Below are 24123 nucleotides of genomic sequence, written 5' to 3'. Positions count from 1 at the left end.
CCACACCAGATGCCGGATATACGACTGCATGCGCTTTCCAGCTGCCAAACCTATCGTTCAGTTTCCTTGATTTCCGGGGGAGTCCATATACGAAAGGTTAGATTTCACTCCAACCCACTAAAAAAGAAATTTTGCTGCCTATACACTATGTCTCCGTCATCTTCTTCTTTAAATTGACGAGCCGCCAAATATGAGAACCCTTCGATGTCTTTGTAAAGAACATAAATTTCAGAATGGGTTTCTTTTCTTTGTGAGACCGCACGAGCAAACTCGGCATGAAGGCCATGATCAGCTTTTATCTCCGCTGTGACTTCGCTCTCTGTCATATATGGCCTAGATACCGAGATGATTTCATGGTCCTTACTGCTCAAGACTTGATGTCCGGTATCACCTAATAAGTAGCTTTTCTTATTTTTATCGTAGAGATATATATCCACCTGAATAGCAACTTTGTCAGTTGGATTGCTAACACCGACAAAATATAGCAATTCATCATTTTTCCTTGCATCTTCAATAGCTTTTTTCAGCTCGGCTCTCTCAGCGCTATCGCCTGATTCACTTGCATCCTCATCTTCAGATAGCGGATTTACTAGTCCGCTTACTAAATAGGGAGCTATTGACAACCGCTTTTGACCCAAAGCTGCTTTCGATTGTCTTTCGGACTGCTGCCTTAATTTTCTAGTTTCTACCGTGTACCAAAGCCCTACACATACCAATACAAATTGTATTAGAGGGTTAAGCACTTCTAATAACTTTTCCATTGAATTGCTCTTTTAGTTTAAAAATCTAACGTTGAAAATCACCGGACGGCAAAATGCGCAGCTTTTTGACGGTCCGGTGGATTGTGATGTTAGGTCTCAGGCTCATGGCAATGCTGCACCTGCCTTGGTTGCAAAGTCTTCATATGCCGCCAAGTACAAAAAGAAGTTGCGATTTGCGGCAGTTGCAGCCGTTGGGTAATCGCGAAGGTACCTGCCGATACTCATACCTTGTCGTTCAGCAGCTTGGATTCCATCTCCATCAAGAAGCTTCACGAACTTGGTTTGCGCAGCCCCACCGTCATGAGCGACACGGTTTCGTACCGTGTGAGCAGAAACCAATGTCTTGTAGGTTTGGTTTCCAAGTTTGTTGACGAGGTCACCGAAGAACGAGTTAGCACCGAACAGATTGTGTCCACGTTCTTTCAGCCGCTGTGGGCTGCCCCAGCCAAGCTTGTTGTTCAAGCCATTATCAAGGTCGCCCATTACGAAGGCGCTTCGCGTAGCAGTAACTTGAAGTCGCGACCGAACTTCGACCTGGAACATGAATTTGGCGTGGTCTTCAAACTTTGCAGCAATTTCAAAGAAGATGAATTGCGCGGCATCACGCGTATCCGGGTTGGATAGTCGGGTTGACGTTGCAGCAGAAGTGCCCGTGTAGCCGTGAAGAGCTATCTTTCTATAGAGATCGCGAGCGCGATTTATGTTTGCCACGAAGCTTGTCACTTCGGTTTGAACAACAGCTTTGGTGACGCGGGGAGGAGGTGCCATATTGAGACCTAACGTGCAAGCTCAGCGGGCGGCGAAGCCGTCCGCTGCAGCGAAAGGTTAGAAGGCTTACTCAAATTTGACCTCCACGGCCTTAGATCGGCTGGCGATATCACGCAACACCTCAAGAAATTTCCCGCCGCGAAACGCGTGGAGCGGCGAAGTATTAATGAACAGGAGCCGGCACTCGCCGGGCCAACCTGGACCGCCGTTTAGCCCGTCCCAAAATGCATCAAGGTTCCGGCCAAAGTGGCCGGCACCTTCTGGCTCGGCGGTGCGAACGTATGCGGACCAAAAATCAGCTTCCGACTGAACTGAGCCGCAATCAATGACGATGGATCGCATGCCTTCTAACGTGGAGTTGAGGCGCCTGCGCGGCTTTTCGCGCAGGTCGCCTCGAACGCAGGGTTAGGGGTCGACCGACTTGTCATCGCTCGTGAGCCTCGGGACTTCTTTCGTGCTTGGATATGGGGAGACGGCAACAACCGCGACATTCGGCGTGCGATCCTCGATTCTGTCTATTCGCCTCTCAAGTCTCAACAGCAGGTCGTCAAAATGTTCAAGGCGTTCAACGAGAAGCATGATTTCCGTTCGGATGCCGTCAACATCGGATTTGGACTTAGACAGCGACTGTTCAATGGAGGTTATTGACTCTCGCAGGTTGAGCGCAAAATTTAGCCATCCCACTGCCTCTTTTGGGTTGGTCACGATGGCGCTCCTTCCCTACTGCGACCCAGTGCAAGGATGCGGCGTTGGAATTCCGTCTGGTGTGTTCTCGCACGCTCGTCAAAGGCATCTGCTTCACGGGAAACGCGACGGGCACTAGCTCTTAACCAACTGCTCATATCTCGAAGAGATGATTCCGGGACAATAATCTCGCGTTCAATTTCCTGGAACAAGTGGCGGACATAATCCTGTGTTTCAGTCAAAGCAGCAAAGCGATGAGAGATCGTCTTGGCAGTATCTCTGAGATATCCAGCAGGCATTGACTGAGACGACACAAGGATGTTCGGACGGGGCTTGACTTCAACGATGTTCCAAGCCCCACCGACATGGCGCACCAAAACATCAGCGGGTTCCTCGGAGCCAAAGATGAACCCTACCTCTTGCTGCCGATTCTGTTCGTGCCACAGCTTGGAAACGATCAGGGCAACATTGTTGTCTTCTGTCAGAACTCTAAGATCAAACGGGGTACCTGCCTCTTGAGCCTTCCATTGTTCACAGAGAACGGAGCGCAATTTGTGTGTTGTGTGAAGTTCCTTGCGTGCAACTGTGGCAAACGAGGTCAATAGTGCGATAAGAACATTCGCGTAGTCCATTTCGTAATGAAACGAAGGGGACGCTGATTCGCTTAAAGGTGACCATTCGGGGTCGCCGAAACTCTCTGCCGGCCGAATGAACATGCGAACGGGAAACTGCGCTTTGTCTTCCTTCATGGACAATTCTCCTTGTGATGAATTGAGACCCCTAACGTGAAGTAGACGGCGTTATCGCCGTATAAGCTGGCTGGGCGCCGTATATCCTGGACAACCTATCACGCCGGAAGATAAGCCAATGCAGGGCTTCGGCAAATGCTTGAAGATATGCGAGAGCGTAGACGGCGACCATATGCGGCACCATACCATTACCATATGGTCGGTGTCAGCATGCCAGGGGAAAGGCGGGGCTGGTGCCTGCTGGTGGTTTGTCGGGAACGGTTGCCGGTTCCTAAACCGGGTTCCCTGCTTCGCCGTTTTCGCATGCGAAAGTGCACGACGGCGACGGCGCAGGGCTTGGATCAGTCGGGGCCGGATGAACGCGGACAAGAAGGCATCCAGGGAATGGAAGACCAGGAACGCAAAAACGGCGGTAATAACCCCCAACCCAAATATTGACCAGGTGAAGGTCTCCAGGAACGCCAGGGCCTGGGGAACGAAGTCAGGGGGGAGCGTGCAGGTATCCATATTCAAATCCTCTGAACGTTAAGAATCATCATGATTTCGGTCCGGTCCTCCCCCTCTGAGCTGCCTTTCATCCAGGCGGGGAGGAAGGAGAGGCCGGACTGTCCGTCGGTGCGGGTGGTTTCTTCCAGGCCGCCCAGGAGAATGATTTCTTCATCGTGGGCGGTAATCTGGGTGGTCAGCTCTCGCTTCAAGAGGGTCGGGGAGTTGTTCACCCCGTTGGTGGTGGCGGTAAAGCTGCTCACTTCCTGGGCGATCTGGAGTTCCGTCCCCCCGGGGCGGACCTGGGGGGTAAGTTCCAGGATGACCCCGGAGCTTTTGTATTCCACGCTTTGCACCGTGCCGGTGGTCGTGGTGGTGGTGCTGGCCAGCACCGGCACTTCCGAGCCGGCCATGAACTTGGCCGTGTTGCCGCTCCTGATCCGGATGGTGGGGGCACTGAAGAGCCGGAAGCGGCTGTCCGAGCTCAGGGCCGACCAGACGGCGGACACGTCCCCGGCCTTGATCTTGACCGCGTTCCCGTTGCTGGTGTCCTGGGTGATGGTGATGCCCAGGCCCGAGGCGGACTTGAGCAGTCCCAGGGCCAGGGACACGGCGGAACTCTCCTGGCGGGTCTGGCGGACTTCAAAGACAGAGGCTTTCACGATCACTTCCGCCGCCGCCTGGTCGAGCTGCTGCAGCAGGCTTTCCAGTCGGGTGATCTCCTGGGGGCTGCCTTGATAGACCAGGGTATCCAGGTTGCCCTTGTCGATTAAGGAAGTGGCATTGGTCCCGGTTTCGTGGCCGGTGCTGCCGGACTTCTGGGTTTCCGGGCCGGGGTTGTCAATCTGGCGTTGGGTGGTGAAGGACTGGGGCGGATACAGAGGCCCCACCAGGGCCAGGAGATAGGGCACCGAACGATGCCGGGGGCGATAGACATAGAAAGCCCGGGGGGCTTCCTGGGCCGCCTCGGGACGCTTGGCCACATGGCAGAACCCTTGCCGGCAATCCACCTTGAAGCCCCGGCGCTGGATGATCTCCAGCAGGTGGGTTTCCAGCTGGGCCGGGCTCATGTACTTGATATTGATGGTCAGGATTTCCGGAGACTCCAGGACCTCCTTGTCCAGCACGTAGTTCTTTCCGAGGATATCGGTAAAGAGCAGGCGCACCAGGTCAGGTAAGCGGATCTCCGAGAACTGCATGCTGATGTCCCGGCCCTCCTGGGCCAGGGCCTGGCCAGCGAGGAAGCAGAGCACCAGGCAGAAGGCGCGGATCTTCATGGGGTCTTCTCTCCCTTCCCCTTGCTGCCGCTCCATTCCGTGATCTGCCCATCCGGCGCCTTAAGAGTCATCTTCCAGTTATGGGACTCCACCACCTGGCGCTTGTAGAAGATGCGGGCCCGGTCGGTTTCGTCGTAGGCCAGGTAGACCCGGGGATTGCTCCCCTGGGCCACATAGCCCACCACCCGGAAACGGCTGTTCATCCCAGGTAATGGCGCGGCGCCGGCCGGGGCCGGGGTAGTGGCGCCGGCAGGCTTGCCCGCCCCGGCCTGGGCGGTCTTGGCCTTGGGGGGCGGCTCCGGATGCAGGAAGGACCAGACGAAATAGACCGAGGCCATGCCCACCAGGGCCATGACGGGCAGGACCACCTTGAAGAGCGCCCCGCGCAGGATGTTGCCCCGCTGGTCGATGTTCTCTTCCCGGGGGCCGGCGCTATCGTCCTTGGCCTGGGAATGGCTCTTGTAGAGGGGGAAGTATTTCTTCTCATAGGTGCGCTGCAAGGAGCGCAGGAACTGGGGCCGGCTGCTGCAGCCGGAGAAGATATCCACCCGGTACCGCCTGGACATGCCAACCGCGGTTAGCTTCTCCATGCGGTAGGTTTCCTCCACCACCGCCCGGACCCGGCGGGACAGGTCCCCGGGGTCCTGGGTGATCAGGGCCACATCACAAGTCACCCCGGTTTCCGGGTGGGCAAAGTGCCGGTGCATGCGGTAGAAGTTCATCACCCGCTCGGGCATCTTGCGGCCGGCGAAGCCCTCCCAGAAGCGCCATATTTCATCCAGGCAGACCAGGTCCCCGGGCTGGATGAATGAATCCACCCCTTCGGCTTCATCCTTATCTGTGCGCCAGAATTGGGGTTCTTCTACCTGGGCATGGGTGACCTGCACCAGCTGGCCCACCTGGTCCGCAGGAACGCCGGACTCCACCAGGACGGCCTGCATGGCTTCATAGTTCAGCCCGGCGATATTGGACACCACCCGCCGGCCCCGGGCCAGGGCGCCCAGGATCACCACGGAAACCACCTCGTAGGTCTTGCCGCTCCCCATGCGGCCCGTATAGAGCTTGATCGACATTAGACTTTGATCCTACGAATTTTGACGAAAACCCGAGGGGTGCTGCCCACATGCTCCCGGGCTACCTGTTTGGCCAACCAAAGATCCTTGTAAGCGCTTTCGGCTCGGAAACCAGTTCCCAGAATCAAGACGGAAACAACTTCATAGGTTGTTCCGCTCCCCATCCGGCCCGTATAAAGCTTGATGGACATTAGACTTTGATCCTACGAATCCGGACATTCTCCCGGCCGTTCTTCTCCGACCAGGCCCGGGCCTCAGCCTGGGCGCTGCCCTTGTCATGGGTGCCGAGCACCGCGACGTTAGAAACAAACACCACGAAGCCTTCGCCAAACCATCGGGCAGCATCCCGGGCGTGGTCGATGAAGGTCCGGTTGTGCTTGTCCAGATCGAGGACGGGATTCGTCATGGGGGACTCCTTAGCCAATGACCGGCAGGCGCCGGATCAGGAAGCGGGACACCAGGGCCGAGAACACCAGGGGCAAGCCGTAGTCCAGGGCGAAGAAGTCCGCGAAGTACCAGACCCCATCCGGAATGCCGCTGAAGGCACCATTCAAGGCCTGGGGAGAAATGAAGCCGGCCACCCACTTCACGGCGAAGGGGACCAGGAAGGTGACCAGGGCGATGACGGCGGTGAACACAAGGAACTTCACCACCACGGCCCGGAGGAAGTAGGTCAGGAGGGGGGAGAAGATGGTAAGGACAGGAATCATGGTCAGGCTTTCATGACGAGCATCACGGCCACCAGCAGCCAGAAGACGATGAAGGCAGCCCGGAGGGTGGGAAAGTGGCTTTGCACCAGGGTGCAGTGGGAATCCACCTGGAAGCTCTGGCCGAAGGCGTCGAACTGGCCCACGGGGCAGACAGAGCTATGGGCCGGCAGGTCCCAGTTCAGGAGGCTGTCAAAGGTGCCGGGGAAGAAGGCCGAGGCGAAGCCATCCCCATCGGGGACCGTGGGGTCTCCCTGGCCGGTGGTCTTGTTCCACCAGTCCGAGCCGGTGCCGGTCCCGTTGCCGTTCCCATTTCCGGTGCCGTTGCCATTGCCGGAGTCATCTTCGGAAGGGACCGTGCAGTCCTCCCCGGTTTCGCAGATGCCGTTACCGTTGCATTCCTGGCCGGCTTCGCATTCCACGGGGTTGCCGCTACCGCCCCCGCAGGGTTCATTGGTCTGGCAGACCCCGTCGCCGTTGGTATCTCCCGGGAGGCCGTTGCAGGTTTCTCCGGCTTCACAGATGCCATTGCCGTTGCACTCCTCGCCCTCCTGGCATTCCGGGGTGGGGGTTTCGCTGTCTCCTTCCCCTTCGCCTTCCCCGTCCCCGTTGCCGCCGGAGTTTCCGCCCCCGCTGTTGCTGCCGCCGGAGTTACTGCCCCCCGAGTTGCTGCCCCCCGAGTTGCCGCCGCCGCTATCTCCGCCCCCGGTGTCGCCACCCGTGCCGCCCGTATCTCCCCCGGTGTCGCCGCCGGTATCGCCGCCGGTATCGCCGCCCGTATTGCCGTTGCCGCCGGTTCCGCCGGTGCCTCCCGTGTTGCCGCTATCGTCGTTTGGGGGGTCCGAGTATTTGCAGACGCCATTGACCCGGGTTGCACCCGGGGCGCAGAGGCAGCCGGCGCCGATGGCCTGTTCATTCTCGCGGCAGCCTCCTGTGGGGGTGTAGGGGTTGCATTGATTGGTGGTGCGGGTGCAGGGGCCGTAGGCGCAGGTTTCCCCGGCACTGTGTTCTGTGGCGCCGACGGAAGACGCCGATTGACACTGGAAGACCCAGCCGTTTTTACAGATCAGTTTGCCCAGGCCAGCGCCTGGGGAGCAGACCGGGGGCGTTTCTTCGCCGTTATCGTCCGTACCGGGAATGTCTCCGGGGGCCGAGGGGGTGCTACCCACGGCAGCGGCGCCGGCCTGGTCGGCAACGCAGGTGCCGTCTTTGAGTTCAAGGGTGGTGCAGGTGCCGCAAGGGGCGGTGGATTGGCCATGCAAGCCAAGATAGGTGCCCGAGCATTTGGAAGTGGAATTGGCATTGGTCGAGTAATAGCGAGTCGTGCCGGAACTGCTTTCCGTGCAGTCCCCCGCCTGGTAGCCCAGCAGGGTACGGGCGACCGCTGTCGTGCAGTTCGTACCGCAGCAGACCCGGCTGCCGGTGCCGTTGAGGATGTAAGTCGCTGCATGGCTGGCGCCTGAGAGGAGCAGCAAGAGCGCGAGTAGGAGGGTGTGGAAGCTCACCTGGTAACCCCTTATAGGGGCCGGTTTCCACCCGCAGGAACACCGGCCTATCCTTCCGCAAGGATCTGGAGGGTTGATCCGGAATTGTCCAGATTCCGGGTTATTTCAGCCCTTCAATGACAGCCCACCCGCAGACGATTCCCCAGAAGGCAAAGAGGAGATACCAGAGCTCAGTAACCATGGCCGGGGTTTCGCATGCGAAAGTGGGCAACGTGACGCGACCGATTAACCGCCCCGGACAGCGGCCAAGATCATCTTGGCGCCCTTCCAGGCGATGTAGACCAGCATCAGGGCGGCAGCGACTGCCATCAGGGCCACGATGACCGAGGAGAAGTCCACGGAGTTGGTCAGGCCGCTGAAGTCCACCGGGTCAGCGGCCAGGGCCGGGCCGGCGATCCCGAGCAGGGCAAGGCCCGCAGTCAGGAGGGCCAGGGCGGACCGGGCCATCTTGGCTGGCAGGGCCGCCAGGGATTGAAGAAGAAGCATTACGTGTTTCATGGGTGATTCCTCCATACAAACCAGGCAAGGGGCCTGGACCCTTTCAGCGATGCCGAAAGCTAAAACCGCCGGACGGCTTCCAGGAGCAGTCCAACGTTCTTGGCGACGTACCAGGCCGCCAAGGTGAATCCGAAGAAGAAGGAGAAGACGGCGCCGGCCTGGGGATAGCTGATGTCTGCCGACTGGGCCGCTTGAATCTGGGCGTATTCAGTGCCGGAGAGCAGCACGGCGGTGCACGTGCTGGGTTCTCCGGCAGCCAGGACGGCAAAGCCGCTGGCGTCGAACTGAATACAGGTGGCCATGCTTATTGCTCCAGGACCCGAAGGCGGACTTCGGCGGTATGAATCCGCGTGACTTCGCCGGTTTCCTTGTCCGGCTTGCTGTCGTAGGAGCGGGGGTAGCCGGTGACTTCACAGATGCCTTTCCAGTCGTCCCCGGGCTGGCCCAGGGAGTCATGGCTGAGCACTTCCACGGTGCCCGGGTGGGAGAACTGATCTTGTGCGGGAATCTTGAGGACAGAGAGGAAATACGGGCCTTCCTGGCCGCGCATGCGACGGCGGAAGGCAATCCGGCCTTCCAGGTAGACCTGCCCCATTTGCACGGCAGGGGTGGTGGGTTTCTTCTGGGTGGGGTGTGAGGCGACGGCTTCCATGGGGGCTTCCTTTCAGGGATTAAGCGGCCTTCATCAGGCCGTGTTGTTGAACCGGGCAGAAGTTGAAGATCGAGTTGGCCGAGACTTGGCCGATACAGCGCCGGCTGTCGGCGGAGAGGGGACGGAAGTCCCTGGGCAGGGCGGTGTCCTGGGGCAGGATGAAGACGTCGGTGGCGTGCCAGGAGACGCCGGCATCCACGAGCTTGGCCCTGTTCTTGTAGAACTGGGATTTGGAGAAATTGAGCTTGGTGGGTTCTTCGCCGAGTTCGGCGAGCTGGACCCAGAACGAGAAGAGATTGTTGGCGGAGCGCCCGCCGTAGACCGCATCAAGGCGGGCTTTGACCTGGTGAAAGGTTCGGACGGTTTCCATGGCGGTCTTTCCTTCTTTGAGGAGCTTGAAGATCTGGGCTTCGAAGATCTGGATCAGATAGGCGTCGGTGATTTCGGATACGAGGGGGTAACGTCCCCCGAAGTCGTGATGCAGCTTGTCTGCATTGATTTGCACTTCAGCGCGCAGGCGCCAGTTGGCCAGGCGCTGGAGGGCCTGGAGCTTCGTTTCTATCCAGGCATAGCGGGGCATGCCGGCCACCACTTTTTTAGGCACGGGGCCGTCTATCCCCTTCCCCGGGTTCTGGCCGTCCTGGAGCTGTTGGTACTTGACCAGGCCCCGGCGCAGGACGGGTTCACCGTGCAGCTTGAATTCCGGTCCCTTGGAGTAGATGCGGACGGTGGTGAACTTGCCGGGGAAGTGAATGGCCGAGTCATAGCGGGCTTCTTTCTTGGCCCGCCTGGGAAAGTGCACGTCCCGCATGGACCAGAAGAATTCCCGCTGGGCGGCTGGGGAGAGGTGGAACATTTCTGCCCAGTCCACCCGCCGGACTTCCCATTTATCGGCCTCGTGGAACATGCCGTGATCCGAGCCCATGATCTCGCCGAGGGCGTCGATGAAGCGCCGGCAGAGCTGGGGGAAGTTGCAGGGGTTGCCGTAGACGTTCTGCCCGTGGAAGAACTTGTGCAGGGAGCATTCCACCAGGACATAGGGCTTACAGGGGACTTGCTGGGGTTTGCCCCCTATGGTGATCCAGTCCTCCCGGCAGACCTTGAACATGATCCGGGCATCGTAGGAGCCCTCCAGGGTGCCGGTGGTGATTTCGTAGAGGATTTCGCCGGTCAGGATCTGCACCCCCTGGCGCAGGATGCACTGGCGCTCCAGGAATGAGGCCGTGCCTTCATCGATGGCGGGGGAACGGAGTTTCACGGTGTCGATGGCCATGGCGATTAAAGGGCAGAGTCTCTTAAACGAGACTTATCAGCGGTGCTACTGCGCCGCTGATCAAAAAAACCAGTGCCGGAGGCCCTGCCCAAAAAGCCTTTGAAAGGCTCCCGGGCAAAGGCGAAACGGGCCCGCTCGAAGAGCCAGGCAATGGAGGTGCCTTGGGCCTGGAGGCGCCAGGTGTTGAAGGGCTGGAGCTGGTGGCGATGGGCCAGGACGCGGCTGTTGCGGCATGCGGCCTGGACGTGGTGATAGGGAATCTGGGCGACGATCATCCGAGGACCTCTGTAAAGCAGGGGTGGATCAGGGGGCCGACGGAGTGCCAGGGGCAGGAGGACGCCGGGGGCACCTTGTGGCCCTTCATGACGCAGCCCACCAGCATGGGGAGCTCGTGGGGCAAGGGGTCCTTGGCCGGGATGGCTCGGGCCGAGGTGCAGAAGGCGCAGCAGCGGGCACAGCAGCGCGTCATGGGCGCCCCTCCGAGCGCCAGCCGGTCCGGGGCTCCGTCCTCGCTGCGCTGCGGGCGGTGCCGCGGTCCGTTGGCGGCGTCAGGGCGCCAGCTGGCGCCGGCCGTGCTTCGCGCAGGGCGAAGGCATAGCGGCGGAAGTCGGCCTGGGTCTGGCCGGACTGGAGGCGGCGCCAGTTGAAGGGGCGCAGGGCATCACCAGGGAATTGCCAGGCCAGACGGGAAACCGCCGCACAGAAGGCGACGGCAGATCGGAGGCGAGATAGGGGGATGTGGGCGTAGGTCACCAGTCCAGCCCTCTCCAGCGGCCTTTGGGCATGGTGCCAAAGCCGGTGTTGGTCGGCTTACGCCCCCGGGGCATCCTGGGGCCCATCTGGGCCGCTTTCCAGTTCTTGTAGTCCTGGTCTTTTTTACTGCGCTCCCGCTTTGCAACGCGGGCGCGTTCTTCACGTGCGAAGCGTCGCTGGAAATCCCGCTCCGGGTGCTTGCGTTCATATTCTGAGCTGACGAAGGCCACCAGCTTTCCGGCGCCGTTCTGGATAAAGGCAACCGCTACCAGGGCCGCGAAAATGGACAACAGGGCAATAACGACCTTGGAAAAGTCGATGACGCCCAGGAGCAGGGAGAAGTTTGGGGTCGGCATTTACTGGCTCCAGGGCTGCAAGGCGGCGAACGTGGAATGCTGTTGGGTTAGAATCGTCATTGATAGTGACTCTCAACTAAGCCCAAAGACTTCAAGGAAGCTTGCCCATGGAAAATCCGACGAATCCGTCCGACCTCCTGTTTATGCTGGGGGTCGTCATGGCTGTAATTGGCCTTGCCGTGTGGTTCTGGTTGAAGGAGGAGGGGGCAAGCGGAAAAGCCCTGGGCAGGTTTTTGAAGCTTGGAGTGGGGTTGCTGGTTGTTCTGCTCCTGGTCACCTACAACAGCTTTGCCAAAACAGGAGCGTTCCGACCCTTGAAGGAGCGGGCTTGGGCAGCGATCTACAAGGCGCCTCCGGCCTGCCAGGGAACGATTACAGACCGTGAACTGAAAGGAACCTGCCGGCGGAACATGACTCGACAGCGGGAAATTTTCGAGCTCATGTGGAAGAGCGGCGAGGTGAAGGAAGTTCTGGAGCAGCGGGGAATCACCCTCAAATATCCCGGGTACGGGGACATTGTTCCGCCTCTGCTTCTGTTTTCTTTGTCGGCGGGCGCAGCTGGCTGGTTTTTCAAGCCGAAGAGGACGGAATGGGGAAGAGCCCCCACTTATCAGCAGAGGGTGGAACCCAGGAAAACGCCTGATCCGGTAGAGCAGAAGAGCGGCTCGAATAGCCAGGCCCCGATTCCCGTTCCGGAAGAAGAGTTGAAATTCTTCATGCAGGGGACAGCCCCGGCAGCTGCTCCCGCAGCCAAAAAGAGCCGACGCGGGAAATACAGGGACAAATTCCTGTTGTTCAACGACACAGAGGCCACCCTCTATCACGAACTTGTTGCCGCCTTGCCCCAGCTGGTTGTCTTCTCTCAGGTGAGCGTTTCCCAAATGCTCCACATCAGGGGATGGGATGCGAATGCACAGCTGAACGAGATAGGGCGAAAGAGCGTTGATTTCCTGGTCTGCAGGAAGGAAGGGGATAACTTCGCCATCGTTGCCGCTATCGAACTCAACGGGGCCGTCCACGAACTGGAGGAACGAAAGCGGGCCGATGAGGTTAAGCGGGCGGCTTTGGAAGAAGCGGGGATTCCCTTGATCGTCTACGAGACAAGCGACATGCCCTACATCAAGACCATTCGACACGACGTCGCCCGCGCCATGGTTGCCCGCAAGCGACACGAGCAAGAGCGGAATGCTCGGCTGGGAAGGGCTTGAAGAGGTGAGGGAGGGCGCCATGTTTGTCCGCAGTGGCTAACGCACGTTAGTTTTGCGAACGGTATAACTAACGGCTGTGAGTTGTCAAGTGTTAGCAAGGTGGGGAGAATAGGCCCGTCTGGTCATTAAATGACCTCATGGAGACAGAGGCGCACAAATGAACACCTTGCTTTTCCTGGATGAAATCAAGACCCGTTGCCAGTTGGCAACAGATGCCCAGCTGGCAAACGTGCTGGACTGTTCAACGGCTCAGATCAGCCAGTACAGGACCAAGAAACGGGTAATGGACGACTACATGGCAGCTCGGGTGGCGGAACTGCTGGAGATTGACGAGCTGGAAGTGATTGCCCAGGCCAACGCCGAGCGGGAGCGGGATGAAGTCCGCCGCGCATACTGGCAGCACAAAGCAGAAGCGGCCCGCCAGAGATCTGGCAGACCGCTTGAATTTTGGCGCGCCCGAGACGATTCGAACGTCCGACCCCTGCCTTCGGAGGGCAGTACTCTATCCAACTGAGCTACGGGCGCGTGGGGAGGCGAAATCATACTGGGTTTATGGGAACGAGTCCATTATTTCATCCATCGGCGGGTTGCGAGCGGCTATAATTGCGGTTTGTCAATTTCGTCTCGAGGAAGTCAGCATGGCCGACCAGCAGAATTCGTCCAAGTCCATCATGTACGCGACTGTCGCCGTAGCGATCCTGCTCATGGTGGCCATTGTTCCCTTCACCATCAAGGGTGACATGGCGCCTGTGGCCGGCAGCAGCGAGGATGCCGAGGTCCGTGTCCAGCCCGTGGCCAAGTTCGAGCTGAAGGTTGCCGGTGCTGCCGATGCCGCCGCCAGCGGGCCCAAGGATGGTCCCACCGTCTATGCTTCCGTCTGCAGCGCCTGCCACGATACCGGTGCTGCCGGTGCCCCCAAGAAGGGTGACAAGGCCGCCTGGGCTCCCCGTATCGCCACCGGCAATGATGCCCTCTATGCTTCCGCGATCGGCGGCAAGCTGGCCATGCCTGCCAAGGGCGGTGCGGCCAACCTTTCCGATGAGGAGGTCAAGGGCGCCGTGGATTACCTGGTCGGCCAGGCCAAGTAAGCTTCCCGTACCACAGCAAAAAGCCGCCCGGCCTGTAGCCCGGCGGCTTTTTGCTGCCTGCTTCCGGGCAGTAATTTTTCATCAAATCCCGACCTCCCCTTAAAATGGGGAGCAGATCATCCCCGCGGTAGGCGCAGGCGCTCATGGTTGACGACAAGGCGATCCCTTCGGTCCAGGCCTCAATACTCAAGAAGTTGTTGGGCGTTGGGCTTCTGATCGCCTTGCTCACGGGCCTGGCCCTGCTGCTCTTCCCCTCTCCCCACCTGTTCCAGCGGGCTAGTGCCCAGTCCAGTCTGCCCTTCCGGGCGGTGCCGGTGCGCCTGGACGAGCCGCTGCTGCCCATCCAGGTGCCCCGGGACCTGAATGCCCAGAAGGTGGCCCTGGGGCGGACCCTGTTCCATGATCCCCGCCTGTCCCGGGACAACAGCATCAGCTGTGCCTCCTGCCATGACCTGTCCCGGGGGGGGATAGACCACCGCCCCCGTTCCCTGGGCGTGGGGGGGCGGGAAGGGAGCATCAATGCCCCCACGGTGTTCAACGCGGCCCTGAATTTCCGGCAGTTCTGGGACGGCCGTTCCCCCAACCTGGTGGACCAGGTGGCTGGCCCCATCCACAACCCGGTGGAAATGGCTTCCTCCTGGGCCGAGGTATTGCCCAAGCTGCGGGCGGATGCCCAGCTGGAGGCCCAGTTCGTGGCCCTCTACAAGGCCCCGCCTTCGGCGGCAGCGGTCCAGGATGCCATAGCCGAGTTCGAGCGTTCCCTGGTCACGCCATCGCCCATGGACCGCTGGCTGCTGGGTGAGGCGAGCGCCCTGAATGCCCGGGAGCTGGCCGGCTACCGGCTGTTCAAGCGGCATGGCTGCGTCGCCTGTCACCAGGGAGCCAATGTGGGCGGCAACCTGTTCCAGCGTTTCGGGGTGATGCAGGATTACTTCGCCGACAAGCAGAAGATTTCTCCGGCGGACCTGGGGCGTTTCAACGTCACCGGCCGGGAGGAGGACCGGCATGTGTTCAAGGTGCCCAGCCTGCGCAACGTGGCCCTGACCGCGCCGTATTTTCACGATGCCTCCGCGGCCACCCTGGATGAGGCCGTGGCCCAGATGGGGCGTTACCAGCTGGGAGTCGAGCTGCCTCCCGAGGACGTCAAGGCCATTGTCCTGTTCCTGCATACCTTGAGTGGAGAGAGACTGCCATGAAACTGCCGTCCTCCCTGCGCTCCCTGGTGCCCTGGCTGCTGCTGGCCGTGCTGGCCGGGGTGCTGATCTCCCTCTATGCCCTGAGCACCCGCATCAGCGACAACGACCGGGTGCAGGTGGAGCTCAATGTGCGCCAGGCTCTGACCCTGGACACCCGCATCAATCTGGACGTGCTGCGGCTGCGCCACCGGCAGTTGCTGGACTACGACAGCCTGTCCCTGTCCGCCAACCAGGTGGAGGAATTGCTGGCCCAGTTGCAGGTGGATTTCGAGCGCCTGGGCTTGCCCGAAGCCCTGCATCCGGCCCGGGAGGAATGGGGCCGGAAACAGCTGGCCCTGGATGATTTCCGCCGCCAGAATGCGGTGCTGGTGAATTCCCTTTACCACTTCGTCAATCTCACCACCCAACTCCATTCCGACTGGGACGCGGGGGCCAGGGTCCCCGTGGCCCTGCTGAACTCGGTGACCCGGGATGTGCTGATTTTCGTAAACGAGCAGCAGACCAAGGACATCTTCCTCACCCTGGCCGGCCTCAACCGGCTGGAAGTCGAGAGCCGCCGCTGGCCCGAGCCGGCGGCCACCCAGGGGCGCCTGCTGGCGGCCCACGGCAAGGTGATCGTGAACAACCACCTGCCGGTGCAGAACCTGATGCACAGCATTTCCCGCAGCAGCTTTCCCCAGGACATGGAGCAGGCCTACGCTGAATATTCCCGGGTCTATGCCCGGGCGGCGGCGGAGGCCGAGCATTACCGGCGGCTGATGGCCATCTTTGCCCTGTTCATGATCGCCGCCGTGGTGCTGATCATGCTGCGCCTGCGCCACACGGCCCGGGAGCTGACCAGGAGCCACAACCTGCTGGACAACGTGGCCGACCACCTGGGGGAGGGCATCCTCAGCTTTGACGGTCGGGGGGTGCTCAATTTCGTGAACCGCCGGGCCGAGACCCTGCTCGGGCGTTCCGAGCGGGAGCTGCTGGGCCAGGGGGTGGCCATCATCCTGCCCGAGGCCGGGGCCGAGGATTCCTCCTTCCGGGCCGCCTTGGCGGCCGGGCGGCCCTTCGAGGGAGAGGAATGGCTGCAGCGCCCGGATGGGGAACTGCTTCCCGTGGCCTTCCTGGGCGGCCCCCTGCCACGCCTGGACAACAGCGGCGGCCCTGCCGGCTACGTCACCTCGTTCCGGGACGTGAGCGCCCAGCGTCAGGCGGAAGCCCGGCTGCGGCTGGCGGCCCGGGTGTTCGACAACCTCTCCGAGGCCATGACCATCACCGGGCCCGACGGCCTGATCCAGTCGGTGAACCCGGCCTTCACCGCCATCACCGGCTACACGGAGGCCGAGGCCCGGGGGCATACTCCGGGCTCCCTGCTCGGTTCCGGCCTGCATGACCGGGCGTTCTACCAGGGCATGTGGGCCACCCTGCAGAGCGAGGGCAAGTGGCAGGGGGAGATCATCAATCGCAGGAAGGGCGGCGAGACCTATCCGGAATGGCTGTCCATCACCGCGGTGCGCGATGAGTGCGGCCAGGTGCTGCAGTACATCGCCCTGTTCTCCGACATTTCCGAGCGCAAGCAGGCTGAGGCCTACATTCACCACCTGGCCTATCACGATCCCCTCACCGGGCTCGCCAACCGGCTGCTGTTCCATGACCGGCTCGACAACGCCATGCACCAGGCCCACCGGACCCGGCGTCCCATGGCCATCATGCTGCTCGATCTGGACCGCTTCAAATCCATCAACGACTCCCTGGGCCATGCGGCGGGGGACGTGCTGCTCAAGTCCGTCAGCCAGCGTCTGAGCCACCTGCTGCGGGAGGGGGATACCCTGGCCCGCCTGGGGGGCGACGAATTCGCCCTGCTGCTGCCGGAGATCTCTTCCCATGCGGATGCCGCCAGCCTGGCCAGCCGCATGCTGAGCGAGTTCGACACTCCCTTCGACCTGGATGGACGGGAGGTGTTCACCTCCACCAGCATCGGCATCGCCGTCTATCCCTCCGACGGAGAAAGTCCGGAAATCCTGCTCAAGAATGCCGACGTGGCCCTCTACAACGCCAAGGACGCAGGGCGCTCCGCCTTCCGTTTCTTCCTGGAAAGCGACAGCGAGAACTCCCTCGAGCGTCTGGAGCTGGAAACGGCCCTGCGCCACGCGGTGGCCCGGGACGAGCTGCGCCTGTACTACCAGCCCCAGGTGGATACCCGCAATGGCTTGATCCTGGGGGTGGAGGCCCTGGTGCGCTGGCAGCATCCGGCCCGGGGCTTGCTGCTGCCGGACCGCTTCATTCCCCTGGCCGAGACCACCGGCTACATCGACATCCTCGGGCGCTGGTGCCTGCAGACAGCCTGCCGGCAGTTGGTGGCCTGGCAGCAGGCGGGACTGCCCATCCAGCGGGTGGCGGTCAATGTTTCGGCCCGGCAGCTGCGCAACCCGGGTTTCACCGAGATGGTGTTCGACATTCTCAAGGAAACCGGCATCCCTCCCCGCTGCCTGGAGCTGGAGCTGACCGAATCCTCCCTGGCCGACGATCCGGAGCGGACCTTCAGCATCTTCGCCCAGTTGCGCCGCAAGGGCATCCGTATCGCCATCGACGACTTTGGCACCGGCTACTCCTCTCTCTCCTATCTGTCCCGTTTCCCGGTGGACGTGGTCAAGATCGACAAGAGTTTCGTCCAGAGCCTGGGCAGCGAAGCCGAGAGCCGCTCGGTGGTGCAGGCGGTGATCCTGCTGGCCCACGCCCTGTCCATGGAAACCGTGGCCGAAGGGGTGGAGACGGAAATCCAGCGCAAGCGCCTGGCGGAACTGGATTGCGATCAACTGCAAGGCTTCCTCTATGCCCGGCCCTGCCTGCCGGACCAACTCATCGATCTGCCCTGCGTGGCGGATGAAGACCTGGACTGAAAAAGGAGTTTCATGGATCCCGCCCGCGTCAAACCCAGTCAGATCGTCCAGTACCTGGACCAGTACGTGATCGGCCAGGAGCAGGCCAAACGGGTCCTGGCCGTGGCCGTCTACACCCACTACCGCAAGCTGGAAATGGCCAGGAGCGGCCAGTTGGCCATGGACAAGAGCAATGTGCTCATCATCGGGCCTTCGGGCTGCGGCAAGACCCTGCTCTGCGAAACCCTGGCCCGGCAGCTGGAAGTGCCCTTCGTCACGGCCGATGCCACCTCCCTGGCCCAGACCCGCTACGTGGGGGAGGAAATCGAGGCGATCATGGAGCGGCTGCTGGAGCGGGCCGGGGGCGACCTGGAGCGGGCCGCCCGGGGCATCGTCTTCATCGACGAGGTGGACAAGCTCAAGGCTGGTCACGGCGAGAGCGGCCGCCAGGTGTCGGGAGAAAGCGTCCAGCACGCCCTGCTCAAGATCATGGAGGGCTTTCCCGTGCGCCTTCGGGACGGGCGGGTGATGGATACCGGCGGCATCCTGTTCATCTGCGGCGGAGCCTTCGTGGGGCTGGAGCAGATCATGGCCCGCAGCCACAGCTTCGGCTACATCTCCACCACCGCCGGGGACGACGAGAACATCCTGGAACGCCTGAACAGCCGGGTGAAGCCTACGGACCTGTTCGAGTTCGGGCTGATTCCGGAATTCACCGGCCGCCTGCCCGTGGTAGCCCGGCTCCAGGAGCTCTCCAAGGAGATGCTGGTGCGCATCATGGTGGAGCCGAAGAACGCCTTGTACCGGCAGTTCCGGGACATCCTGGCCCAGGAAGGGGTGGAGCTTTCCGTGGCCCCGGCGGTGTTTCAGCAGATCGCCGACATCGCCCATGAGTACAAGACCGGGGCCCGCAGCCTGCGGGGGATTTTCGAGGAGCTGCTGAACCCGGTGCTGTACGCGGTGCCGGACCGCCCCGGGGTGAACAAGGTGCTGATCCGCTCCCTGTTCGAAGGGCCCCAGTTCCTCGAAGGTCAGGGCGGCGCAGCCCTCACCTCATGAGGAACTGAGAGGCTGCCAGCGGGTCAGGCCAGGCAGGGCCGCCAGGGTGTTATCCCGCAGCTGCGCCGCCAGGACGCTTTCTTCCTGTTCTCTTAATTCTGCCAGGACCCGGCCTATGGCCGGCAGCTGGGCCGGATCGTTGCGGCCCCCCGGGCGCCAGCTGGGAGGGATGTCCGGAGCGTCGGTCTCCAGCACCAGGGTTTCGGCCGGCAGTTCTGTCGCCAGGCGGCGGATGCGCTGACTGCCCGGGTAGGTGAGGGTGCCGCCAAAGCCCAGCTTGAAACCCAGCTTGATGAATTCGTCGGCCTGCTGGCGGCTGCCGTTGAAGGCGTGGGCGATGCCTCCCATCACCCGGATGCGGCGCAGCTGCTTCAGGACCTGATCCACCGCCCGGCGTACGTGCAGGACCACCGGCAGGTCGAAATCCCGGGCCAGCTGCAGCTGGCGGACGAAGAAGAATTCCTGTCGGGCTGGATCCACCGAATCCACAAAACCGTCCAGCCCGATTTCGCCCACCGCCACCGGAGGATGGGTCGCCAGACGCCGGGCCAGCAGCTCCAGATCCGATTCGCAGGCGGCCATGACATAGAGGGGATGGATGCCGTAGGCGGGGGCGCAGCCCGGATAGCGATGGCAGCAGGCATCCACCGCCTCCCAGTTGCGGGCCTCCACGCCCGGCACCAGGGCTCGGCTCACCCCGGCGGCCTGGGCGGCCAGCCAGACCTGGTCCCGGTCGGGTGTGAATTCCGGGGCGTCCAGGTGGCAGTGGCTGTCCATCCACATGGGAAGGGCTTCAGGAAAAGGGGAAGTCGGGTTCCGGGGGCCGGCCCAGGATCAGGTCCGCCAGGGCGGCGCCGGAGCCGCAGGCCAAGGTCCAGCCCAGGGTGCCGTGCCCGGTGTTGAGCCAGAGGCCGGGCAGGGGGCTGGCGCCGATGAGCGGCACGTTGGACGGGGTGGCGGGCCGTAGGCCGCACCAGAACTGGGGTTCCCCCTGATAGCGCAGACCGGGAAAGAGGCTGTGGGCGCGGCTCACCAGGGCTTTGCAGCGTACCGGGTTGAGTTCCAGGTTGTAGCCGTTGAACTCCGCCGTGCCGGCGATGCGCAGGCGCTGGCCCAGGCGGGAGAAGACGATCTTGTGGCCGTCGTCGGTGAGGCTCACCGTGGGGGCGATGCTGTCTGCTTCCAGGGCCAGGGTGGCAGAATAGCCCTTGGCCGGGTAGATGGGCAGGCGGACCCCGTGGGGGCGCAGGAAGGGGGCGGAGTAGCTGCCCAGGGCCAGGACGCAGGCGTCGGCTCGCTCCAGGCTGCCGTCCTGGAGCCGGGCGCCGCGCACCCGTCCGTCCGCCAGCTCCAGGCTGGCCACCGGGCAGCCGTAGCGGAATTCCACCCCGGCGGCTGCGGTCCGGGCAGCCAGGGCCTGGGTGAAGCGGTGGGCATCGCCGGATTCGTCCGAGGCCGTGTAGTCGCCCCCCACGAGCAGGTGCCGGGCATCGGCCAGGCTGGGTTCGATGGCGATGCAGCCGTCCACGTCCAGGGGGCGGCGCTCCAGGCCGAATTCCCCCATCAGGCGGGCGGCCTCCACGGCCCGGGCGAACTCCTGCCGGTCCGTGTAGATGTGCAGGATGCCCTTTTCCAGGCAGTCATAGGCCTCGCCGAATGCCGGGCCCAGCTCCTGGCGCAGGGCCTGGAGCCGCTCCCGGCTGTAAAGGGCCAGCTTGACGATGGCGCGGATGTTTTCCCGGGTCCGTCCGGGCAGGCAGTGGCCCAGGAAAGAGAGGCCCCAGCGCAGCAGTTCCGGGTCCAGACGGGGGCGGAACAGCAGGGGCGCGTCCTCCTTGCCCAGCCAGGCCAGGGCCTGGGGAATGGCATGGGGATTGGCCCAGGGTTCGGCATGGGAAACGGAAATCTGGCCGCCGTTGGCGAAGCTGGTTTCCATGCCGGCGCTGCCCTGGCGCTCCAGGACCGTGACGTCGCAGCCGGCCTGCCTCAGGTACCAGGCGCTGGCCGTGCCGACCACCCCGGCTCCCAGCACCAGGACCTTCATGCTTCCACCTCCGAGCGCTGGCGGCCGATGCGCACCACGTTGGGGATCAGGCGCAGATTGCGCATGACATGGGCCAGATGCACCCGGCTGCCCACCTGAATGCTGAAATGCAGGCGGGTGAATAGTTTTTCCGGGTCCCCTTCCATGGAGACGTTCTCGATGTTGGAGCCCGAGTCGGCGATGGCCGAGGCCACCTGGGCCAGGACCCCCCGGGCATTCTTCACTTCCACGTCGATGCGCACCTCGAACAGGCTGCCCGGGGAGGGTTCCCATTCCACGTCTATCCACTTCTGCGGCTCGTGGGAACGGGACTTGCGGATCACCGGGCAGTCGTGGGTGTGCACCACCAGGCCCTGGCCCTTCTTGATGGAGCCGATGATGGGGTCGCCGGGGATGGGCTGGCAGCACTTTGCCAGCTGGATGGCAATGCCTTCGGTGCCGCGGATCACCAGGGTGTCGGGAGCGGCGGAGACCGGAATCGCGTCTTCCGCCAGCAGCAACCGGCGGGCCGCCACGGCCGCCAGGCGCTTGCCCAGGCCGATGTCGGTGAACACTTCCTTGATGGAGCGGTTGCCGGATGCCTTGACCAGCCGCTCCCAGGCGGCGGAGGGGATTTCCGGCGGCTCGACCCCCAGGGTCTTGAGTTCCTGGTTGAGGAGACGTTCGCCCAGGGCGGCGGACTCCTCGTTATGAACCGTGCGCAGGAAGTGGCGGATCTTGCTTCGGGCCCGGCCGGTCTTCACGTAGCTGAGCCAGGCCGGGTTGGGATTGGCGTGGGCGGCGGTGACGATCTCCACCACGTCGCCGTTCTTCAGCTCGGTGCGCAGGGGCACCAGCTCGTGGTTGATGCGGGCAGCGATGCAGCAGTTGCCCACGTCCGTGTGGATGGCATAGGCCATGTCTACCGGCGTGGCCCCCTGGGGCAGGGCCATGATGCGGCCCTTGGGGGTGAACACATAGACCTCGTCCGGGAACAGGTCGATCTTGACGTTCTCGAAGAACTCCGAGGAGTCACCGCTCTGCATCTCCAGCAGGGACTGGAGCCACTTGTGGGTGCGGATCTGCAGGTCGGCGCCGCTGTGTTCCGCATCCTTGTAAAGCCAGTGGGAGGCCACGCCCTCCTGGGCCACGTGGTGCATTTCCTCGGTGCGGATCTGCACTTCCACCGGGGTGCCGAAGGGGCCGATCAGGGTGGTGTGCAGGGACTGGTAGCCGTTCGCCTTGGGAATGGCGATGTAGTCCTTGAACTTGCCCGGCACCGGCTTGAACAGGGCGTGCAGAGCCCCCAGGGCCAGGTAACAGGTGGGAATGTCCTTGACCACGACCCGGAAGCCGTAGATGTCCAGCACCTGGGAGAAGGACAGGTGCTTCTCCTCCATCTTGGTGTAGATGGAAAACAGGCTCTTTTCCCGGCCGAACACCTGGGCCAGTATGCCCACCTCGTTCATCTTGGCGCGGATGCTGTCGAGAATCCGCTGCAGCAGTTCCTTGCGGTGGCCCCGGGCAGCCTGCACTGCCTTGCCCAGGACCCGGGCCCGCATGGGGTGGATGAGCTTGAAGGAGGTGTCCTGCAGGTCCCGGAACATCTTGTTCAGCCCCAGCCGGTTGGCGATGGGGGCGTAGATTTCCAGGGTTTCCCGGGCGATGCGGCGGCGCTTGTCGGGGCGCACGGCGGACATGGTCTGCAGGTTGTGGTGCCGGTCGGCCAGCTTGATCAGCACCACCCGCAGGTCCCGGGCCATGGCCAGGAGCATCTTGCGGAAGTTTTCCGCCTGGGCTTCCTGGTGCGAGGCGAACTCGATCTTGTCCAGCTTGGAGAGCCCGTCCACCAGGTCGGCCACGCCGGTACCGAAGCGCTGGGCCAGCTCGGCCTTGGTGACCCCGGTATCCTCCAGCACGTCGTGGAGCAGGGCGGCGCAGACCGCGTCTGCATCCATGCGCCATTCGACCACGGCGCCAGCTACGGAAAGGGGGTGGGTGATGTAGGGTTCGCCGGACAGGCGCACCTGGTGCTCGTGGGCCTTGTCCGAGAAACAGACGGCATCCTTGACCCGGATGATCTCCTCGGGGCTCAGGTAGTCCAGGCTGTCGATGAAGACCCGGTAAGCCGGGTCATCGGGGCGGAGGGCGCAGAAGTCGCCCTCCGGGTATTCATAACGCAATGCAGCGGCAGGGCTTGCCGTGCTGGAAGGGGGCGAGGGCTGGACACTGGATCTGGCCATGGGTCACCGCTCGCCGCAAGACTCAGGCCTGGCCGCGGTTGAGGACTTCCTTGCCCACCTTGCCCACGGCGATCTCACGCAGAGCCATGACCGTGGGTTTGTCCTTCTCGTCTTCCACCATGGGGGTGGAGCCGGAGGCCAGCTGCCGGGCCCGGTGGGCGGCGGTCAGGGTCATTTCAAAGCGGTTGGGGATGTGCTTCAGGCAGTCTTCGACGGTGATGCGAGCCATGTTCTTGCTTCCAGGAAGGATCAGGTGAGTCGGGCAAACAGCTCGGGATGGCGCAGGCGCTGGGTTTCCAGCTGGAGACGGGTAGCCCGCACGACGGCAACGAAATCCGACAGCGCTGTTTGCAGGTCGTCGTTAATAATAACATAGCCGAACTCCCCCACATGGCTCATCTCCTCTCTGGCCGCGGCCAGACGCCGGGCGATCACCTCGGCGCTATCGGTGCCCCGGCCGGTGAGGCGCCGGGTGAGTTCCTCCATGGAGGGGGGCAGGATGAACACGCCGATGGCGTCCGGGAACACCCGGCGCACCTGCTGGGCCCCCTGCCAGTCGATTTCCAGCAGCACGTCCCGGCCTGCAGCCCGTTCGGTGACGATCCAGCGTTTCGAGGTGCCGTAGTAGTTGCCGTGCACCTGGGCCCATTCGAGAAAATCGTCGGCGGCGATCATGGCCTGGAACTGGGGCTCGGAGACGAAATGGTATTCCCGTCCGTTTTCCTCCCCGGGTCGGGGGGCGCGGGTGGTGTAGGAGATGGACAGGCGGATGTCCGGCTCCCGGGCCAGCAACTGGCGCACCAGGGTGGTTTTGCCGGCGCCGGAGGCGGCGGCGACGATGAACAGCTGACCGGACATGGGCTACTCCCGGGACGAAAACCGTTATTGTTACTCAAA

27 protein-coding genes and 1 tRNA gene are annotated in these 24123 nt (G+C 62.3%); 5 read left to right on the top strand and 23 right to left on the bottom strand.

Translation table 11 applies throughout. The annotated features are described in order from the left end of the window. Positions 1 to 104: 104 nt before the first annotated feature. The 17 genes from G474_RS23410 to G474_RS0111140 form a co-directional block, all read right to left on the bottom strand. Positions 105 to 761 (bottom strand): hypothetical protein, encoded by a 657-nt coding sequence (locus G474_RS23410; RefSeq protein ID WP_156919241.1) that lies wholly within the window; start codon positions 759 to 761, stop codon positions 105 to 107. Positions 762 to 863: 102 nt separating this feature from the next. Further along, entirely contained in the window at positions 864 to 1529 is a 666-nt protein-coding gene (locus tag G474_RS23405) for a hypothetical protein (protein ID WP_156919240.1), read from the bottom strand. A 66-nt stretch (positions 1530 to 1595) separates the two neighbouring features. After that, positions 1596 to 1871, bottom strand: coding sequence for a barstar family protein (locus G474_RS24590; protein WP_084513716.1), 276 nt, complete (start codon positions 1869 to 1871; stop codon positions 1596 to 1598). A 63-nt stretch (positions 1872 to 1934) separates the two neighbouring features. Then, complete coding sequence (locus G474_RS0111205) at positions 1935 to 2234, bottom strand: hypothetical protein (protein ID WP_026687056.1); 300 nt, start codon at positions 2232 to 2234, stop codon at positions 1935 to 1937. Beyond that, a complete protein-coding gene (locus G474_RS23400; protein ID WP_156919239.1) occupies positions 2231 to 2962 on the bottom strand; it encodes a hypothetical protein in 732 nt (243 codons plus the stop codon). The genes G474_RS0111205 and G474_RS23400 overlap by 4 nt, the downstream gene beginning before the upstream one ends. 509 nt (positions 2963 to 3471) lie before the next feature. Continuing rightward, positions 3472 to 4725 (bottom strand): type II secretion system protein GspD, encoded by a 1254-nt coding sequence (locus tag G474_RS20520; protein ID WP_051282226.1) that lies wholly within the window; start codon positions 4723 to 4725, stop codon positions 3472 to 3474. Beyond that, the gene (locus G474_RS22105) at positions 4722 to 5798 is read right to left on the bottom strand and encodes a zonular occludens toxin domain-containing protein (RefSeq protein ID WP_051282225.1); all 1077 of its coding nucleotides are present in this window, start codon (positions 5796 to 5798) and stop codon (positions 4722 to 4724) included. Before G474_RS22105 ends, G474_RS20520 begins: the two co-directional genes overlap by 4 nt. A 190-nt stretch (positions 5799 to 5988) precedes the next feature. Beyond that, a complete protein-coding gene (locus tag G474_RS0111180; protein WP_026687053.1) occupies positions 5989 to 6204 on the bottom strand; it encodes a hypothetical protein in 216 nt (71 codons plus the stop codon). 10 nt (positions 6205 to 6214) lie between these two features. After that, positions 6215 to 6508: a DUF2523 family protein gene (locus G474_RS0111175; RefSeq protein ID WP_026687052.1), complete on the bottom strand. Its 294-nt coding sequence runs from the start codon at positions 6506 to 6508 to the stop codon at positions 6215 to 6217. 2 nt (positions 6509 to 6510) lie between these two features. After that, positions 6511 to 8010 carry a hypothetical protein gene (locus G474_RS23395; protein WP_026687051.1) on the bottom strand — a complete coding sequence of 500 codons (1500 nt, stop codon included), beginning with the start codon at positions 8008 to 8010 and terminating at the stop codon, positions 6511 to 6513. A gap of 225 nt (positions 8011 to 8235) precedes the next feature. Then, positions 8236 to 8508 (bottom strand): hypothetical protein, encoded by a 273-nt coding sequence (locus G474_RS0111165; RefSeq protein ID WP_211228105.1) that lies wholly within the window; start codon positions 8506 to 8508, stop codon positions 8236 to 8238. Positions 8509 to 8567: 59 nt separating this feature from the next. Beyond that, complete coding sequence (locus G474_RS0111160; RefSeq protein WP_026687049.1) at positions 8568 to 8810, bottom strand: hypothetical protein; 243 nt, start codon at positions 8808 to 8810, stop codon at positions 8568 to 8570. Positions 8811 to 8812: 2 nt separating this feature from the next. After that, the gene (locus tag G474_RS22095; protein WP_051282223.1) at positions 8813 to 9160 is read right to left on the bottom strand and encodes a hypothetical protein; all 348 of its coding nucleotides are present in this window, start codon (positions 9158 to 9160) and stop codon (positions 8813 to 8815) included. 19 nt (positions 9161 to 9179) lie between these two features. After that, positions 9180 to 10418 (bottom strand): phage/plasmid replication protein, II/X family, encoded by a 1239-nt coding sequence (locus tag G474_RS20500; RefSeq protein WP_211228104.1) that lies wholly within the window; start codon positions 10416 to 10418, stop codon positions 9180 to 9182. Between the two features lie 286 nt (positions 10419 to 10704). Continuing rightward, positions 10705 to 10902 (bottom strand): hypothetical protein, encoded by a 198-nt coding sequence (locus tag G474_RS23390; protein ID WP_156919237.1) that lies wholly within the window; start codon positions 10900 to 10902, stop codon positions 10705 to 10707. Beyond that, positions 10899 to 11186: a hypothetical protein gene (locus G474_RS23385; protein ID WP_156919236.1), complete on the bottom strand. Its 288-nt coding sequence runs from the start codon at positions 11184 to 11186 to the stop codon at positions 10899 to 10901. Before G474_RS23385 ends, G474_RS23390 begins: the two co-directional genes overlap by 4 nt. Further along, positions 11183 to 11542: a hypothetical protein gene (locus G474_RS0111140; protein ID WP_026687047.1), complete on the bottom strand. Its 360-nt coding sequence runs from the start codon at positions 11540 to 11542 to the stop codon at positions 11183 to 11185. Before G474_RS0111140 ends, G474_RS23385 begins: the two co-directional genes overlap by 4 nt. 107 nt (positions 11543 to 11649) lie before the next feature. On the opposite strand from G474_RS0111140, the gene G474_RS22090 reads away from it, so the two are divergent. Next, complete coding sequence (locus G474_RS22090; RefSeq protein WP_051282221.1) at positions 11650 to 12750, top strand: DUF2726 domain-containing protein; 1101 nt, start codon at positions 11650 to 11652, stop codon at positions 12748 to 12750. Between the two features lie 448 nt (positions 12751 to 13198). Here the strand turns inward: G474_RS22090 and G474_RS0111130 are convergent. Further along, positions 13199 to 13275 (bottom strand) — tRNA-Arg (locus G474_RS0111130). 113 nt (positions 13276 to 13388) lie between these two features. Between G474_RS0111130 and G474_RS0111125 the strand changes: the two genes are divergently transcribed. The 4 genes from G474_RS0111125 (at position 13389) to clpX (ending at position 18960) form a co-directional block, all read left to right on the top strand. After that, complete coding sequence (locus G474_RS0111125; RefSeq protein ID WP_026687046.1) at positions 13389 to 13838, top strand: c-type cytochrome; 450 nt, start codon at positions 13389 to 13391, stop codon at positions 13836 to 13838. 143 nt (positions 13839 to 13981) lie between these two features. Continuing rightward, on the top strand, positions 13982 to 15034 hold the full coding sequence (locus G474_RS0111120) for a cytochrome-c peroxidase (RefSeq protein ID WP_084513714.1): 1053 nt from the start codon (positions 13982 to 13984) through the stop codon (positions 15032 to 15034). Beyond that, positions 15031 to 17922, top strand: a complete 2892-nt coding sequence (locus G474_RS20490) for an EAL domain-containing protein (protein WP_051282220.1) — start codon at positions 15031 to 15033, stop codon at positions 17920 to 17922. The genes G474_RS0111120 and G474_RS20490 overlap by 4 nt, the downstream gene beginning before the upstream one ends. A gap of 12 nt (positions 17923 to 17934) precedes the next feature. Further along, positions 17935 to 18960: an ATP-dependent Clp protease ATP-binding subunit ClpX gene (gene clpX / locus G474_RS0111110; RefSeq protein WP_026687044.1), complete on the top strand. Its 1026-nt coding sequence runs from the start codon at positions 17935 to 17937 to the stop codon at positions 18958 to 18960. On the opposite strand, the gene G474_RS0111105 is transcribed toward clpX, so the two are convergent. The 5 genes from G474_RS0111105 to gmk are packed head-to-tail and all read right to left on the bottom strand — an operon-like array spanning position 18955 to position 24084. Next, on the bottom strand, positions 18955 to 19743 hold the full coding sequence (locus tag G474_RS0111105; protein ID WP_026687043.1) for a TatD family hydrolase: 789 nt from the start codon (positions 19741 to 19743) through the stop codon (positions 18955 to 18957). The two genes, clpX and G474_RS0111105, sit on opposite strands and share 6 nt — an antisense overlap. Before the next feature lie 10 nt (positions 19744 to 19753). Next, positions 19754 to 21004, bottom strand: coding sequence for a D-amino acid dehydrogenase (locus tag G474_RS0111100; RefSeq protein ID WP_026687042.1), 1251 nt, complete (start codon positions 21002 to 21004; stop codon positions 19754 to 19756). Further along, positions 21001 to 23226: a RelA/SpoT family protein gene (locus G474_RS20485; RefSeq protein ID WP_084513713.1), complete on the bottom strand. Its 2226-nt coding sequence runs from the start codon at positions 23224 to 23226 to the stop codon at positions 21001 to 21003. Before G474_RS20485 ends, G474_RS0111100 begins: the two co-directional genes overlap by 4 nt. Before the next feature lie 22 nt (positions 23227 to 23248). Next, the gene (gene rpoZ / locus G474_RS0111090) at positions 23249 to 23455 is read right to left on the bottom strand and encodes a DNA-directed RNA polymerase subunit omega (protein ID WP_026687041.1); all 207 of its coding nucleotides are present in this window, start codon (positions 23453 to 23455) and stop codon (positions 23249 to 23251) included. A gap of 20 nt (positions 23456 to 23475) precedes the next feature. Then, positions 23476 to 24084, bottom strand: a complete 609-nt coding sequence (gene gmk, locus G474_RS0111085) for a guanylate kinase (RefSeq protein WP_026687040.1) — start codon at positions 24082 to 24084, stop codon at positions 23476 to 23478. Positions 24085 to 24123 lie beyond the last annotated feature (39 nt).

This window comes from Azovibrio restrictus DSM 23866 (genome assembly GCF_000429665.1).
Taxonomy (GTDB): Bacteria; Pseudomonadota; Gammaproteobacteria; order Burkholderiales; family Rhodocyclaceae; genus Azovibrio; species Azovibrio restrictus.
This window is presented reverse-complemented; position numbering and strand designations above follow the sequence as displayed.

Excerpts from the sequence above, each read along its gene's own strand:
- clpX (WP_026687044.1), top strand. The coding sequence starts at position 17,935 with ATGGATCCCGCCCGCGTCAAACCCAGTCAGATCGTCCAGTACCTGGAC.
- G474_RS22090 (WP_051282221.1), top strand. The coding sequence starts at position 11,650 with ATGGAAAATCCGACGAATCCGTCCGACCTCCTGTTTATGCTGGGGGTC.
- G474_RS23390 (WP_156919237.1), bottom strand. The coding sequence starts at position 10,902 with ATGACGCGCTGCTGTGCCCGCTGCTGCGCCTTCTGCACCTCGGCCCGA.
- G474_RS0111165 (WP_211228105.1), bottom strand. The coding sequence starts at position 8,508 with ATGAAACACGTAATGCTTCTTCTTCAATCCCTGGCGGCCCTGCCAGCC.
- G474_RS0111100 (WP_026687042.1), bottom strand. The coding sequence starts at position 21,004 with ATGAAGGTCCTGGTGCTGGGAGCCGGGGTGGTCGGCACGGCCAGCGCC.
- G474_RS23400 (WP_156919239.1), bottom strand. The coding sequence starts at position 2,962 with ATGAAGGAAGACAAAGCGCAGTTTCCCGTTCGCATGTTCATTCGGCCG.
- G474_RS0111175 (WP_026687052.1), bottom strand. The coding sequence starts at position 6,508 with ATGATTCCTGTCCTTACCATCTTCTCCCCCCTCCTGACCTACTTCCTC.
- G474_RS22105 (WP_051282225.1), bottom strand. The coding sequence starts at position 5,798 with ATGTCGATCAAGCTCTATACGGGCCGCATGGGGAGCGGCAAGACCTAC.
- G474_RS0111125 (WP_026687046.1), top strand. The coding sequence starts at position 13,389 with ATGGCCGACCAGCAGAATTCGTCCAAGTCCATCATGTACGCGACTGTC.
- G474_RS0111120 (WP_084513714.1), top strand. The coding sequence starts at position 13,982 with ATGGTTGACGACAAGGCGATCCCTTCGGTCCAGGCCTCAATACTCAAG.
- G474_RS22095 (WP_051282223.1), bottom strand. The coding sequence starts at position 9,160 with ATGGAAGCCGTCGCCTCACACCCCACCCAGAAGAAACCCACCACCCCT.
- G474_RS23410 (WP_156919241.1), bottom strand. The coding sequence starts at position 761 with ATGGAAAAGTTATTAGAAGTGCTTAACCCTCTAATACAATTTGTATTG.
- rpoZ (WP_026687041.1), bottom strand. The coding sequence starts at position 23,455 with ATGGCTCGCATCACCGTCGAAGACTGCCTGAAGCACATCCCCAACCGC.
- G474_RS0111180 (WP_026687053.1), bottom strand. The coding sequence starts at position 6,204 with ATGACGAATCCCGTCCTCGATCTGGACAAGCACAACCGGACCTTCATC.
- G474_RS20485 (WP_084513713.1), bottom strand. The coding sequence starts at position 23,226 with ATGGCCAGATCCAGTGTCCAGCCCTCGCCCCCTTCCAGCACGGCAAGC.
- gmk (WP_026687040.1), bottom strand. The coding sequence starts at position 24,084 with ATGTCCGGTCAGCTGTTCATCGTCGCCGCCGCCTCCGGCGCCGGCAAA.
- G474_RS23405 (WP_156919240.1), bottom strand. The coding sequence starts at position 1,529 with ATGGCACCTCCTCCCCGCGTCACCAAAGCTGTTGTTCAAACCGAAGTG.
- G474_RS0111160 (WP_026687049.1), bottom strand. The coding sequence starts at position 8,810 with ATGGCCACCTGTATTCAGTTCGACGCCAGCGGCTTTGCCGTCCTGGCT.
- G474_RS0111140 (WP_026687047.1), bottom strand. The coding sequence starts at position 11,542 with ATGCCGACCCCAAACTTCTCCCTGCTCCTGGGCGTCATCGACTTTTCC.
- G474_RS24590 (WP_084513716.1), bottom strand. The coding sequence starts at position 1,871 with ATGCGATCCATCGTCATTGATTGCGGCTCAGTTCAGTCGGAAGCTGAT.
- G474_RS20520 (WP_051282226.1), bottom strand. The coding sequence starts at position 4,725 with ATGAAGATCCGCGCCTTCTGCCTGGTGCTCTGCTTCCTCGCTGGCCAG.
- G474_RS0111105 (WP_026687043.1), bottom strand. The coding sequence starts at position 19,743 with ATGTGGATGGACAGCCACTGCCACCTGGACGCCCCGGAATTCACACCC.
- G474_RS20490 (WP_051282220.1), top strand. The coding sequence starts at position 15,031 with ATGAAACTGCCGTCCTCCCTGCGCTCCCTGGTGCCCTGGCTGCTGCTG.